Genomic DNA, 14,771 nt, shown 5'->3' with positions numbered 1-14,771 from the left:
TAGAATGTCGCGGAGAAAAACTTCTTAGTAGACATGATTTTAAAAAATGAAATTATTAAAACCACTGTTTGATAATAATCGCCGCTGGGCTGGACGCATTCTTGAAGAAAATCCTAACTTTTTCCAGCAGCTGGCCCAACAACAAAGCCCTGAGTATTTGTGGATAGGCTGTTCTGACAGTCGAGTGCCTTCCAATCAGATCATTGACCTAATGCCTGGGGAGGTTTTTGTTCACCGAAATATTGCCAATATGGTCATCCATACAGATCTTAACTGCTTGTCTGTGCTTCAATATGCCGTAGAAGTATTGAAGGTCAAGCACATCATGGTTGTTGGACACTACGGCTGCGGCGGTATCAAAGCTGCAATGGGCACTGAACGCCTAGGCCTTATCGATAACTGGCTGGGCCATATTCGAGATATTCGCCGTTTACATGACTCAGAATTAGTCGAACTCGATGAAACAGCACGCTTCGATAGACTCTGTGAGCTAAATGTCATCGAACAAGTAGGTAATGTAGCCAGCACCAACATCGTATTGGATGCATGGGATCGTGGCCATCAGGTTGCCGTACACGGCTGGATCTATAGCGTTGAAAATGGTTTACTCTCTGATCTTGACGTAACCGTCGACAACGATAGCTTTAAAAACCGCCAAGAATAATCCTACTATCGCCCCAGCCCATAAGCAGATCGATATGGGCTATTTCGCACATCGATTAAGCTATCACCACAAAAAGCCACCAATTTAGGTAAATATTCCTTAATAAACATCGCAGTTTTGTCGCTATCCCGTTTATAATTCGCTATGTTTTATTTTTCGCGCGATATGCGCAGCGAACGCTAAGGAAATTTTCCATGCCTGGTTTTGAATTATTTGGTCCTGAAGAGAAGCAGGAAGTTGCAGACGTAATGGAGAACGGGTTTACCTTCCGTTATAACTTTGATCACATGCGTAATGACCGCTGGAAAACGCGTGAGATGGAGCAACTACTTTGCGAAAAGATGAATGTAAAGCACGCTCATCTGTTATCTAGCGGTACAGCGGCATTGCAGACTGCAATGGCTGCAGCCGGGATTGGTGCGGGCGATGAAGTTATTGTGCCGCCATTCACTTTTGTAGCATCAGTTGAAGCCGTATTCATGGCAGGCGCTATCCCTGTGTTTGCTGAAATTGATGAAACCCTTTGCCTATCACCTGAAGGCATTGAAGCCGCAATTACCCCACGTACTAAGGCAATTAATCTAGTGCATATGTGCGGTTCTATGGCAAAAATGGATGAGATCAAAGCCGTCTGTGCAAAGCACAACCTCATCATTCTTGAAGATGCCTGCCAAGCCATTGGCGGTAGCTATAAAGGTCAAGCACTAGGTACTATTGGTGACGTAGGTTGCTACTCATTCGACTCTGTAAAAACCATCACTTGTGGTGAAGGTGGTGCAGTGATCACCAACAACGAGACCATCTATAATCATGCGCATATGTTCTCTGATCATGGTCATGACCACGTTGGAAATGACCGTGGTGCTGAAAGCCACCCTATCATGGGACTAAACTTCCGCATCTCAGAAATGAATTCAGCCATGGGCTTAGCTCAACTACGAAAACTCGATACCATTATCGACATTCAACGTAAAAATAAGAAGATGATCAAAGACGCGATGGCAGACATTGCTGATGTCACCTTCCGTGAAATCCCTGATCCAGAAGGGGATTCAGCTGGCTTCCTTACCTTTATGATGCCAACAGAAGCACGTACGATTGAAATTAACAAAAAATTGGCTGAAAACGGCGTTGATGGCTGCTTCTACTGGTATGTGAACAACTGGCACTACCTGTCAAACTGGAAGCATATTCAAGAACTTAAGGCGCCTGCAGCTCTACCGATCACATTAATTGAAGACAGACCTGACTACACTAAGGTGTCTGTGCCAAAATCGGATGCGATCATGAGCCGCACGATTTCGATGTTAATCAAACTCTCTTGGACTGAGGATGAGATTAAGCAACGCATCGAAAACATTAAGCGTGCATTTGCTTAAATCCAATCTGAATTTCGTATCGCGCTTGAGCTTGCTCAGGCGCGATTGTACTTTTTACAGTAATAGTCTCAATGGAGAGTGTTGTAATGAGTTTTAAAAATTTTAAATGCGTCCCAAAAATGATTTTCGGTCGTGGTTCTTTTGCCCAGCTTGACCAAGTTCTCAGTGAGCAACGTACTGAAGCAGAAGACTTTGTCGTATTTTTGGTTGACGATGTACACCAAACTAAGCCTCTTGCAGACCGTGTTCCAGCTAAAGCACATGACCTAGTTATCTACGTCAATGTCGACGATGAACCGACAACTAAACAAGTCGATGCATTGACTGAACAAGTTCAGCACTTTAACAATAAGTTGCCTGTTAGTATTATCGGTTTAGGTGGCGGCTCGACACTTGATTTGGCCAAAGCCGTGTCACTTATGTTAACCAACCCTGGTGGCTCTGCCATGTATCAGGGCTGGGATCTGATTAAGTTCCCTGCGGTCCATCACATCGGCATCCCGACAGTATCGGGCACTGGTGCTGAAGCATCGCGTACTGCTGTACTGTGTGGACCCGTGCGTAAACTCGGCCTTAACTCTGACTACACAGTGTTCGATCAGATCATCATGGACTCTGAGCTTATCGATGGCGTGCCGACCGATCAGTGGTTCTATACTGGTATGGATTGTTATATCCACTGTGTTGAGTCATTGGAAGGTACTTACCTGAACGAATTTGCAAAAGCCTTTGCAGAGAAATCGATGGACCTTTGCCGTCAAGTCTACCTAGACGATCATCCAGAAAAAGATGACAAGTTAATGATGGCATCATACATGGGCGGTATGAGTATCGCTTACAGTCAAGTCGGTGCCTGTCATGCTGTCTCATATGGTCTAGGCTATGTACTGGGTTACCATCACGGTATCGGTAACTGCCTAGCCTTTGATGTGCTAGAAGAGTTTTACCCAGAAGGCGTCGCAGAATTCCGCAAGATGATGGATAAACACAACATTGTGTTGCCTAAAAACATCTGTAAAGACCTGCCCGATGAGACGATCGCTAAGATGGTTGCAGTAACTAAGAGCATGGGCCCGTTATGGGACAATGTTTACGGTGCTGGCTGGGAAGAGAAAGTGACCGATGAGATGCTAACTAAGCTGTTCCGCCGCATCTAATCGGCATTGTAAGGGCTCAATCAGGCCCTTTTAATCAAAGTTTTAATTTTTAAATAGGTATATCCAATGAATGTGACTCTGTTAATCCCTGCTCGCTACGGTTCAAGCCGATTTCCAGGCAAGCCCTTAGCACCGATTAACGGCAAGCCAATGATCCAACATGTTTATGAGCGCGCCTCATTAGCAAAAGGATTAACAGCTATCTATGTCGCAACCGATGATGTGCGAATTAAAGATGCCGTAGAGGGTTTTGGTGGCCAAGTTGTAATGACTAGTGCTGAAGCGGCATCCGGTACAGACCGTATTGAAGATGCAATCACCCAGCTCGGACTCAAGGACGATGATCTCGTTATCAATTTACAAGGCGATCAGCCGCTAATTGACCCTATTTCAATTGAGCAGATCATCACTCTCTTTAAACGCCACCCAGGTGAATTTGGTATGGCAACTTTGGGCTTTGAGATAACCGAAGAGTGTGAGCTTAACGATCCTAAACATGTCAAAATGGTGTTTGACAATGAGTTTAATGCACTTTATTTCTCCCGTGCACGTATTCCCTTTGGCCGTGATACCGATGATTACCCTGTGTATAAACACTTAGGTGTATACGCTTATACGCGTGAATTTGTATCGACCTTTGCCAAGTTACCGTTAGGCCGCTTGGAAGATCTTGAAAAACTTGAACAGTTACGTGCGCTTGAACATGGCTACAAGATTAAGGTCGCCATTAGTGCCTTCGACTCACCAGAAGTCGACACACCTGAAGATATTCGTGTCTGCGAAGCACGATTAGCCGTCGACTAAACTGTCGAGTACTGGAGAGAGATGATGTCTAACCTAGAAGCCTGGCTCATTATTATTTTGGTGTTAGGCGTCATTGCAAGCAACATTGCCGTATTGAAATACAGTGCAAAATTTAAGATGCCGCAGTTTGGTAAAGCGCCAACCAAAAAGTCTCAAGCCAAAACCACTGATGATAGTGCTAAACAGGAAGCTGAATCATCTACAACGTCCACGTCCCCCGGTCCCAACGACGATAAACAATAAAATAAAGGCTTACCTCACAGGTAAGCCTTTTTTGATTGCTACTGAAAACTTGTCACACGATAGCCAAGTGGCTGCGTCATATCGTTAGTTAGTAGCATGGTATAGTCGCCACTCTTATTGATACTGACCGCGTCAGATTGGTAAAGAAGGGTTAAGGTACCATTACTATCACTGTGTACCACACTAATATCATAATCATCTGATGGCAATTCGATCGATACCAACTCAGTAAATTCAACATAACTCAGTTTGTACTCTGCCGTTTCAATGGTTTCATTACTCCGCACAAAATAGACGTCTAAACGGTCATATTTATCGACCAAATTGGCAAAATTAACAGTATGATAAAAAGGAGAAGGCCGTAAATCATGGGTTAAGGTCATGCCTTTAGTTTCACCCTCTTGGGTATCAAAAATCACTAAGGTTTTACTCTCATCCTGATTAAAGGTCACTAGTAAATTATTAGCCAGTAACTGCTCATCAGCAGTTTGAGTAACACTGACCCCATAATCACTGAAATCAATCGACTCAAAAGCACTTAAGGTATTAACGGGTAACTGTGTAAGATTAATCGAAGCTCCCGGGCTCGTTAAGGTCACATCAATCGCTTGCAGGCTACTTAGGCCATTGAAGACTCTAAATTCTGCGTTGGCATTGATATTGGCAAACGCTATCGGTGTTCCCGTTGAATCCACATTGTCGATTGTAATTTTGGGCTCGCCCGGACCAAAACTATTCCTTATCACAAGTTTATATACCGTATTGGTAGTCAGATCCAAAGTCGAGGTCTCAAAAAGTACCTCGGTTTGTCCCGCCGCTGTTAGGTAGAGTCGATACTCTCCCGTGTCGAACATCTGCTCAGTAGAGAAGGCTTTATAACCTAGCGAATCTATCAATGTCGCTGCGGTAATCGCCTCCCCCTCTTTACCCAGATAAACATCAAAGGTCTGCGTATCCATCGCAGCGTTAATCACAACGACTTGCATCTTACTGTAATCGTTATCTATATCACTATTAAGTTCATCCATCTCCTCTCTGCGATATGAAATATCGATCAGTTCAGATGCATCATAGTCACCCACCAGCATATATAGATGGTTATCACCATCACTTAAACTCACCGACAACTCATGCAATATCATGTCTTCTCCCAACTCATCTACGCCCGTAACTTGTAAGTCGCTGTTACCCGTAGTGTATGAATAACGGGGAAGAGAATCGGCAAAATTGACCCTCGCATACTCATAGTCATCTAATATCAGTGCCGTGGCGACACTATTGGGGGAACCGTTGTAATACTGAATATAGGTTGCACTGTCTGACGTATCTTCATCAGAGCCACAAGCAGACAATACAGGGATAAGCAGCGAAAGGCTCGTTAGCGCAAAAGCAGTTTTAAATTTCAAAATAATTTCCTTAACAGGTGAGTGACATTATCACTACTTATGACAAACTTTTTACGTCAATAACTGTCAGTTAAGGTAATCGCTGTTAAAGCTATCCCCAATAAATTTGGCTTTAGCGATTTAATGAAAAGTTATGAAAAACTGTTTCAACAGCCTATAAACTCAAGGGATTTAATGCTAAACCTTTGATTGGGCATTAATGACTAACCATAAGCAATTAGAATGTTTAATCCTGCTAACTAGCACTAAACGATGACGTGCAGAGTTGCGTAGATATACCCACAGCTTGGTGTTTGGTGTTTGGTGTTTGGTGTTTGGTGTTTGGTGTTTGGTGTTTGGTGTTTGGTAGCCGAGTATCTTTAATTAAGAATACAACCAGACGAAAAACTTAAAAATGGGATAATAAAACAGGATAATGACGACAGCTTTAACTAACACCAAAGAGATAAAAATAAGCGTTGAGTTTGACTCAATACCAATGCCCAAAGAGGAATAAATGGTATCAACTAGGCTTAACGCAATAAGAAAAGCCAAATAATGCACGAACCATGACTTACCCGCCTTACTCTTCTCCATCTTCTACTAATTTCCTTTAAACATGTTTTGAACGGCATGAGGCCTTTTAATGTCTATATACGTGATAGTAGGTGCCCTTTTACCCTGTAACCTAACTAACTATAATTCAATTTACAGCCATTTTTCTCATTGCAATCCAGTGATAGGCTAAAGATGATTCAATCCGGCCACTATCAACAGGCGTTTGGATAACAGCAATGGTGGTGTACTCGTGACTTTAGCGATAACCCTTGGCAATGACAATAATATTTGGCTTTTTGGTCTAGATAACTTGGCTAAAAATAATCCAGCGAGTTAATTAGATGAACCTATCGCAGTTCGGCATCAACTAGCGGCCCTGCTGGGCGTAACAGGTGTTTCAACCGTGATAGAAGAAAATACAAGTTGCCTAAAAATACTGGCCAACTTCTCTATCGATAATTAAATAGATAATTGGAAAGCAAAGTGAACTGCTCAGGTAGCCTGATGTGAATCGCTTGGCTAATACACAGCGCCCCTCGAAAATAAAAGGGCCAACCTATCACTAGGTTGGCCCTTGGTTTTTTATCTGTCTTGTTTAGTTTTGTTTCAACTCTTTTTCTAATGCTTGCGCAACCGCCTCCGGTGAGCCGGTGTTACGGGCGATCAGTGAGTAGGCTACGGGGATGACCAACAAGGTAAAGAAGGTCGCCAAAATGATTCCCGATAACACAACAACACCGATTACAAAACGGGTTTCTGCACCAGCTCCTTCAGCTAACACCAAAGGTATTGCTCCTGCTGCAGTCGTGATGCCAGTCATCAATATAGGTCTTAAACGCTGGCGCGACGCTTGAATAATCGCTTCAGTGAATTCGATCCCTTTATCACGCAATTGATTAGCAAACTCGACAATCAAAATACCATTTTTAGCTGCTAAACCAACCAACATGATGATGCCAATCTGACTGTAGATGTTTAAACTCTGCCCTGTGGCCCATAGACCAATCAAGGCACCCAATGTCGCTAGCGGCACAGTAAGCATAATGACAATTGGATGTATGTAGCTTTCAAACTGCGCTGCAAGTACAAGGAATACGATACCTAGGGCTAAGATGAACACAAAGTACATAGAGCTACCAGACTCTTGGTAGTCCAAAGATTGCCCCTTATAACTAATGACAGCTTCAGCTGGCAAGTAGGTATAAGCCAAATCATTTAGATAGTCGAGCGCCTCACCTAAACTATAACCATCAGCTAAGTTAGCTTCCAAAGTAATGGCACGCATACGGTTATACCTATTCAACTGGCTTGCATCAGCAAACTCCTCAACGGTCACCAAGTTCGCTAACGGAATCAATTCCTTGCTTCTATCGGAGCGCACATAGATATTGCTTAGGTCGGTAGCAGTATTTTGATTATCGCGATTACCTTCAATGATGACATCGTACTCTTCACCATCACGCATAAAGGTGGTCACTAATCGTGAGCCCAACATCGACTCCAATGTGCGCCCGATATGAGAGATTGAAACACCTAAATCTGCTGCACGGTCCTTATCAATGATCACCCTTAGTTGAGGCTTAGTTTCTTGATAATCATGATCAAGCCCCACCAAATTTGGGTTTTCCTTGGCTTTTTCTAAGATGATATCGCGCCACTTGGCAATCTCTTCGTAGCTGGGTCCGCCGAGAACAAACTGCACTGGTTTACCCACACCACGACCAAAGGCCTGACGCATCACCGGAAAGGCTCGAACGCCCGCTAAGTCTGACAGCCGACCACGAATATCGCCAATGATCTCGAATGCACTGCGCCTTGTCGCCCAATCTTCAAGCACAATAATTGCCATCCCGTTAGAAAAATTAGCACTACGGCCAAAGCCTCTGGGCGCTCGGATCAATAAGCGTTTAATGTCGCCACTTTCAACCAATGGCATAAGACGCGTTTCAATTTCATCCATATAAGGAGTGATATATTCAAAACTTGCCCCTTGTGGCCCGTTAACAATCAGGAACATCGATCCCCTGTCTTCGCGCGGAGCAAATTCTTGCGGCACCTGAGTCATCAAATATCCACTAGATCCCAACGCAATAATGACCAAGGAACTGACCACAAAAGGATGCTTCATCGCTTTAAGCAGCGTGTATTGGTAGAGATTGGCCAAGCGTTCCATGCCCGCATCAATTTTACGTACTAGCCAAGGGTCTTGCCCAGCAGGCTTTAACAGTTTTGAGCACATCATTGGACTTAGCGTCAAGGCAACAATACTTGAGAAAATCACCGCGGCACTCATGGCGACAGCAAACTCCTTGAACAACTTACCTAAGTCGCCCTCGAGGAAAGTGATCGGCATAAATACTGCCACCAATACCAAAGTCGTCGCGACCACCGCAAAGGCGACTTCCCGTGAGCCTAGATAGGCAGCCTTCAACGGTGAATCACCCTCTTCGATACGTCGATGGATATTTTCAAGCACGACAATGGCATCATCCACCACCATACCTATGGCTAAGATCATCGCCAGTAAGGTCAGTAGATTAATGGTATAACCCAAGGCAAATAGCACGATAAATGTTGCCATAAGGGAAACTGGCACCGTTAACGCGGGGATCAACATTGCCCGTACACTGCCTAAAAACAGGTAAATCACCATAATCACCAAGAACATAGCAATAAACAGAGTTTGATAGACTTCGTTAATTGAGGCTTCAATAAAGACTGAGCTATCATAGGAGCGCTTTATCTCCATACCGGCTGGCAGCGTAGGATTGACTTTGTCCACCAGTGCATTGGCGGCGCGGGCGACCTCTAGAGTATTGGCCGTTGACTGCTTCGACACACCTAGGCCAATCATCGCCTCTCGGTTACCCCTAAAGGTAATTCTCTCCTCTTCCGATCCAATCTCAACCCGAGCCACATCACCAAGCTTAATCAGGTAGCCATCAGAGCCCTCTGCTAACACTAGGTTGGCAAAATCATCGGGATTCTTAAATGAGCGCTCTAAACGAACAGTAAAATGTCTGTCCTGAGACTCCACTGAACCTGCTGGAAGTTCAACGTTTTCAGAGCGCAATACCCGTTCGATATCGGCCACGGTTAAATTACGTGCTGCTAGTGCTTGGCGGTCAATCCACACCCGCATGGCATATACCTTCCCGCCACCGATACGAATATTGGCCACACCGTCGATGACCGAAAAGCGATCAACTAAATAGCGTCTTGCATAATCAGTGAGTTGCAGCGTATTCATCTGATCTGAAACCAAGTTCAGCCACATAATCACTTCATCACCACCATTGGCTTTCTGCACCTCTGGGGGATCGGCTTCTTCAGGCAAATTGTTGAGCAAACCAGAAATTCGGTCACGAACATCATTGGCTGCCGCTTCAATGTCTCGGCCAACATCAAACTCAAGAGTCACCGACGAGCGGCCATCGCGACTTGAAGAGTTAATATTACGGATTCCTTCTACACCACTGATCCTGTCTTCCACTAACTGGGTGATCCGGCTTTCCACCACAGCTGCGCTTGCGCCGCGATAGTTAGTCTGAACCGATACGATAGGCGGATCGATATTGGGGTATTCTCTGAGCGGTAATTTGTCGAAAGAGACTAAACCAAAGGCAATAAGTAAAATGCTAATAACGGAAGCAAAGACCGGCCGTTTTACCGACAAATCGGTCAAGATCATGCTATAGGCTCCACTTTAGCTTGTTCTAAGAAACTAAAATGTTCACTCATTTGTACTTTAACTTTATCACCTGGCCTAACTTTAAGAATGCCACGGATCATCACTTGCTCACCCACAGCGATGCCGTCTGTTATCTCAACCCAACCGCGCTTGCGTAAACCCAATTTAACTTGGCGACGCTCAACCACACCTTCCTCATTAACGAGGTACACAAAGTGATCACTTTGGATAGGAATAATGGCAGCCTCGGGGATGATTAATGCTTCACGGCTTTGTTTAATTAATTTCACCTTCATCAACATGCCTGGTAACAGACGTAAATCTTGATTAGGTATTTCTGCGCGAACAACTACAGCGCGAGTTACCGGATTCACTCTGCTATCAACCGAGACAACCTTGCCCTTAAACAGCTCACCATCATAGGCAACGGCGCTTGCCTCAACCTCTTTACCTATCACCAACGCTGCGAGAAAACGTTCGGGTACAGAAAAGTCCAGTTTAATAGTTGAGATATCATCTAAGGTGGTGATCACTGTACCTGGGGTCACTAGGCTGCCTTGACTGACTTGGCGCAAGCCTAGTCGGCCAGAAAATGGCGCTAGGATACGTCTGTCTTTGAGTGCTGATTCCGCCTGCTCAAGTTCTGCTTTAGCCGTATCAATCAGTGTTTGTAATCTATCTCGCTCAAGTGCGGCAACCGTTTGGCTGGTTACTAGCGAACTGATACGGGCCAATTCTCGTTTGTGATCGTTCATTTTGACGTTAGCAACCGTAACGCGAGCCATCTGCTCACGATCTTGCAAACGCACTAACAAGCGACCTTTTTCAACAATCTGTCCATCATCAAAGTTCAGCTCGGTGACCATATCGGTTACTTTAGGCGTCACAGTGATTGACTCATTCGCCTTGCCTGTGCCCAGCGCTTCAACTTCATCACGTATGGGTTGCAATGCCGCAGTCGCAACCACCACATTAGGAGTGGGTCTAGGTTTCGCTACGCGGGATTCTTTGGCAGGATTTGACAGATAATAGCCAGCAGCGGTTGCCAGCAACAGTATTGAGATTATTATAATTTTTTTCATCAATATTCCATTGAACGTCAGTTTGTTAACGGTAGTTTACCGAGTAATTACGGCGCTTCAAGGTGTTTTACTTTTGCTTACAAACTTAACAAGCACACAACGGAGAATCTTACGCTAGATTCAAATTAATCGATCACTGCAAACATAAATAACCGACTCAGTGTACAAATATTGGCGAGTGTTTAAGCTCATTCATAAAGTCAGCTGCCACTAATGAACGATTCATGTAATAGCCTTGGCCATAATCACAGGCTAATGCTTGCATATGGCGGTACTGCTCTTTAGTTTCAATGCCCTCTGCTACCGTTTTAATGTTGAGGCTTTTGGCTAAATTAATGATGGTTTCTAGAATTATTTGGTTATCGTAAGTCAAGTCCATATGACTGATAAATGAACGGTCTATCTTTAATAGGTCAAACGTAAATTGATGCAGGTAGCTCAGCGAAGAATAACCCGTACCAAAGTCATCTAACGAGATAGTGACGCCCATACCGTGCAGCCGTTCGATGGTGGAACGCGTTTCTTCAACCGAACTAACAATGGTTTGTTCGGTTATCTCGACACTCAACATGGCAAGTAATACTGGCTGAAACCTGAAATAACGGTCAAACAGCGCCATTAAAGCGATAGAGTTAAGCCCAGCACCTGACACATTAATGCTGAGTTTAAACGCCGGGGGAAGATGAGCTTGTTGGCTGGCCAAAAAACTCATGGCCTGTTCGACTACAAATAGGTCGAGCTTATCCAGCAGCCCCGCTTTTTGTAATTCAGGTAAAAAACGAATGGGGGCAATCATTCCATGACTAGGATGACGCCACCTAATGAGCGCCTCGGCCCCTAGAATTTCATCGTTTTTTAAGTGATAAAGGGGTTGGTACTCTAAAAACAGCTGACCTTCTGCTAACCCTTGGGTAAAGTCAGTTTCAAACTTGTAGGTCGTAGACAACAAGCTATCACCATCTCCGTGATAGCTATAGCAACGGTTCCGGCCCAATAGTTTTGCTTTATACATCGCCTCATCGGCATAAATAAGCAGTTGTGCAGGTGTTGCATCAGCATCAAAACAGTTAACTATGCCAATACTACCGGTCACTTTTAACCTAATACCGCCTAAATCCTGCTGCCTAGACATCGCCTGCAACAGCTGAGTGGCAATGGTTTCACTCTCGTTTGCGCTACTAATATCTTCTAGCAATACCGCAAACTCATCGCCACTCAACCGACATAAGGTGTCTTGAGGCCGCAGTACAAGCTTGAGTCGTGCTGCCACCGCCTTAAGCAGTTCATCGCCTAAGTGATGGCCATAGGTATCGTTAACGCCCTTAAATCTATCTAGGTCAATATAGAGGATAGCGATACCTTTGCCAGAATTAGAGGCCAATGTTTTTAGGGATCGATTAAACCTGTCAGAAAATAAAATACGATTAGGTAATGCGGTTAATGGGTCATGCAGTGCCAGAAATTCCATACGCGATTTAACGTTCATGCGCTCAATAGCATTGCGGATATGCTTGGCGACAAACATCAGTAACTGTTTATCTTTTAGCTGGAATGCGTAGCTGTCACTGTAGTTTTGAACGACAACGATACCGCGGAAGTGCTCGTCACCAAAAGGGACACCGAGCCACGCCTTAGGAACCGTTCCGTTTATATGTATTTCCCCTGCCGCAACCATATGAGCTAGCTGAAGCTGATTAAGTAGCAGTGGTTTATTTTTTAGTAGCACGTGGCCGGTAATACTTGGGCTTGCAGCATCAATGTAGATCTCAGTATCTTGCTCAACAAGGTCAAATTCATCTATATGATAAGGAAACGATAGCGAAGTTCCCTCTTTACTTAAAATTGCTACATAGAAGTTTTTTGCAAACGTTAGTCGGCTAATACATTGATGTAGGCGTGCATAAAAATCATGAATAGAATCCGTTTCAAAGATGATCTCTGCGATTTCAAATAAGGTATCCTGGATCTTACTTGAGTACTCAAGCTCCTCAATGGTGGTTTGTAATTGCAACAGGGTGCGGGCTTTGTGAATTTTTAGTGCGGTAATGGTGGCCAGCGCGTACAAGGTTTGCTGATGCTGTTCATTATAGAAATTCTTCTTTGGGTGTTCGGTATCGATGACACCAATCACTTCGCCTTCGACGATCATCGGCACCGCAAGTTCCGACAACCTGGGGGCGTCATCCACCACATAGTGGGGTGATAAACGCGTATCACTGATAATAATAGGGATGCCAGATTTGGCGACTTGCCCTACAACTCCCTCACCAATTTTCAGCTCAATTGGTGATAAAATCTCTTTATCTTTTGGGTTCTTCGCACCAAAACTAGCGGTTTGTATCAGGCATTGACGTTGTTCATCGACCAGGTAGATGACTACATCGTCAAAACCTAACTGAGATACCACATTACGCGCCAAATGCCACAAGATGTTATCAACACCATTGAGTGACAACATATCGATCGCAAATTCACTGACTATTTTGAGGTACTTTGCTTCGATATCCTTAAGATGAACTGATGATGTCATTGAGTCCCCATATCTTGTCCAACCAAACGATTAACACTCGCTCAATCAACTATATGGCATAACTTTTCATCTCGCTATGTTGAGTCAACAGAAAACTAACTATTATTGAGGTAAAAAAAAGAGGCCTTAAGGCCTCTTTTATGCGATGTGGAGAGATTATCTGACTTTACGATCTTCGCTCATCAGCTCAGACAAACCATCATAAACGGCTTCGACAACCTCATTGTCTACTGGCTCATCAGCCATGTTATTGAGATAAATTCGTGTTGTGACATTCTCGTCGCTTTGCTCAATACGTAAACGATATGAACCTTCTTTTACAGGCAGTTTCTTTTCATTCCATAACGAACTCCAGAAACCAGAATCATCGTTAACATTGATGTAATACAAGCCCTTGTTGCTGTCCATGTCGACAATTTCAAAGCCCATTTCTGGCAATACGATGCGTAAACGATCCCATGTGCGGGTATAAGGGGCTTGTGCTAACCAGTAACTGGCCTGAGGCGTTTCACCTTCAACCGTTTCTGGCGCCTTAACCAACTCAACCTCAATACCTAAGCTTTCACGCAAACGTTTAGCCTTAATAGCTTGTGACCGTTTTACACTCATGTATGCGATTGAACTGTTGAGCATATCGATGGTGTAACGGCGCTTATCTTCACCGCTCAGCAAAATCTCTTGATCTTTACCGTCATAGCTTTCTTCATGATCAATCAGTTCAATGCTCAATGCACCACTGCGACCATGTGGACGCACGTCAACCGTAAACAGATAACGTTGACGCACTAGGTAGATTTCGTCACTACCCCATAGGCTTGAGTCAATCACTTCTTGATTTTCAATCCAATCCGTCTCAATCGTTCCGGCTTGCGGATCCTCTTTTAGAATAGGGATAGATTGACTCGTAAAGTAATTTTTGAGAATGCCGAACAGCTCATCTCTTAAGTTGATATCATTATCGATAGATTCAACAACAACCTTAATGCTGTCGCTAGACTCTTCAACATGAGTTCCTTCAGCCATTGGCAAGACTTGTAGCGGCGGACGGATATCTAACCTTTTACCAACGAGTTCGGTATCTGCTTTGGCACTTAAATTGGGGATGTCATACTCGCTACTATAAACAGGTTCTGACAATCCTTCAGGTATAACCAGCTTGGCTTGTGAGGTTAATGTCGCATACTCATCATTGCCATTTGCTTGTCGTCTATCGACCGGTGAACTACAAGCGGTCACCGCTGCAATCAATATTATCGGGGTTACTTGCTTTAGCATCTA

General features: G+C 44.2%; 11 protein-coding genes. 5 read left to right on the top strand and 6 right to left on the bottom strand.

Annotation, left to right across the window (positions count from 1 at the left end; genetic code table 11):
- Positions 1 to 46: 46 nt before the first annotated feature.
- From can to BEL05_RS19855, 5 genes are all read left to right on the top strand, one after another.
- Entirely contained in the window at positions 47 to 664 is a 618-nt protein-coding gene (can, locus tag BEL05_RS19875; protein WP_069672171.1) for a carbonate dehydratase, read from the top strand.
- Positions 665 to 858: 194 nt separating this feature from the next.
- Positions 859 to 2,043: an 8-amino-3,8-dideoxy-alpha-D-manno-octulosonate transaminase KdnA gene (gene kdnA, locus BEL05_RS19870; protein WP_028761956.1), complete on the top strand. Its 1,185-nt coding sequence runs from the start codon at positions 859 to 861 to the stop codon at positions 2,041 to 2,043.
- Between the two features lie 86 nt (positions 2,044 to 2,129).
- Entirely contained in the window at positions 2,130 to 3,200 is a 1,071-nt protein-coding gene (kdnB, locus tag BEL05_RS19865; RefSeq protein WP_069672170.1) for a 3-deoxy-alpha-D-manno-octulosonate 8-oxidase KdnB, read from the top strand.
- A 66-nt stretch (positions 3,201 to 3,266) separates the two neighbouring features.
- A complete protein-coding gene (gene kdsB, locus BEL05_RS19860; RefSeq protein ID WP_028761958.1) occupies positions 3,267 to 4,004 on the top strand; it encodes an 8-amino-3,8-dideoxy-manno-octulosonate cytidylyltransferase KdsB in 738 nt (245 codons plus the stop codon).
- A gap of 24 nt (positions 4,005 to 4,028) precedes the next feature.
- Positions 4,029 to 4,247, top strand: a complete 219-nt coding sequence (locus BEL05_RS19855; protein ID WP_069672169.1) for a DUF2897 family protein — start codon at positions 4,029 to 4,031, stop codon at positions 4,245 to 4,247.
- A 38-nt stretch (positions 4,248 to 4,285) separates the two neighbouring features.
- Here the strand turns inward: BEL05_RS19855 and BEL05_RS19850 are convergent, their stop codons facing one another.
- The 6 genes from BEL05_RS19850 to bamC all read right to left on the bottom strand — a co-directional run bounded on the left by BEL05_RS19850 (position 4,286) and on the right by bamC (position 14,768).
- A complete protein-coding gene (locus tag BEL05_RS19850) occupies positions 4,286 to 5,653 on the bottom strand; it encodes a DUF4397 domain-containing protein (protein ID WP_245687036.1) in 1,368 nt (455 codons plus the stop codon).
- Positions 5,654 to 6,016: 363 nt separating this feature from the next.
- Positions 6,017 to 6,229 (bottom strand): hypothetical protein, encoded by a 213-nt coding sequence (locus BEL05_RS19845; protein ID WP_069672167.1) that lies wholly within the window; start codon positions 6,227 to 6,229, stop codon positions 6,017 to 6,019.
- 556 nt (positions 6,230 to 6,785) lie between these two features.
- Positions 6,786 to 9,881: an efflux RND transporter permease subunit gene (locus tag BEL05_RS19840; RefSeq protein WP_028761962.1), complete on the bottom strand. Its 3,096-nt coding sequence runs from the start codon at positions 9,879 to 9,881 to the stop codon at positions 6,786 to 6,788.
- Positions 9,878 to 10,963: an efflux RND transporter periplasmic adaptor subunit gene (locus tag BEL05_RS19835; protein ID WP_069672166.1), complete on the bottom strand. Its 1,086-nt coding sequence runs from the start codon at positions 10,961 to 10,963 to the stop codon at positions 9,878 to 9,880. Before BEL05_RS19835 ends, BEL05_RS19840 begins: the two co-directional genes overlap by 4 nt.
- 157 nt (positions 10,964 to 11,120) lie before the next feature.
- Complete coding sequence (locus BEL05_RS19830) at positions 11,121 to 13,493, bottom strand: bifunctional diguanylate cyclase/phosphodiesterase (RefSeq protein WP_069672165.1); 2,373 nt, start codon at positions 13,491 to 13,493, stop codon at positions 11,121 to 11,123.
- A 156-nt stretch (positions 13,494 to 13,649) separates the two neighbouring features.
- A complete protein-coding gene (bamC, locus tag BEL05_RS19825) occupies positions 13,650 to 14,768 on the bottom strand; it encodes an NlpB/DapX family lipoprotein (RefSeq protein ID WP_069672164.1) in 1,119 nt (372 codons plus the stop codon).
- Positions 14,769 to 14,771: the final 3 nt, after the last annotated feature.

Source organism: Shewanella colwelliana (assembly GCF_001735525.1).
GTDB lineage: Bacteria > Pseudomonadota > Gammaproteobacteria > Enterobacterales > Shewanellaceae > Shewanella > Shewanella colwelliana.
Note: the sequence above shows the minus strand (reverse complement) of the source record. Positions and strands in the feature narration are given on the sequence as shown.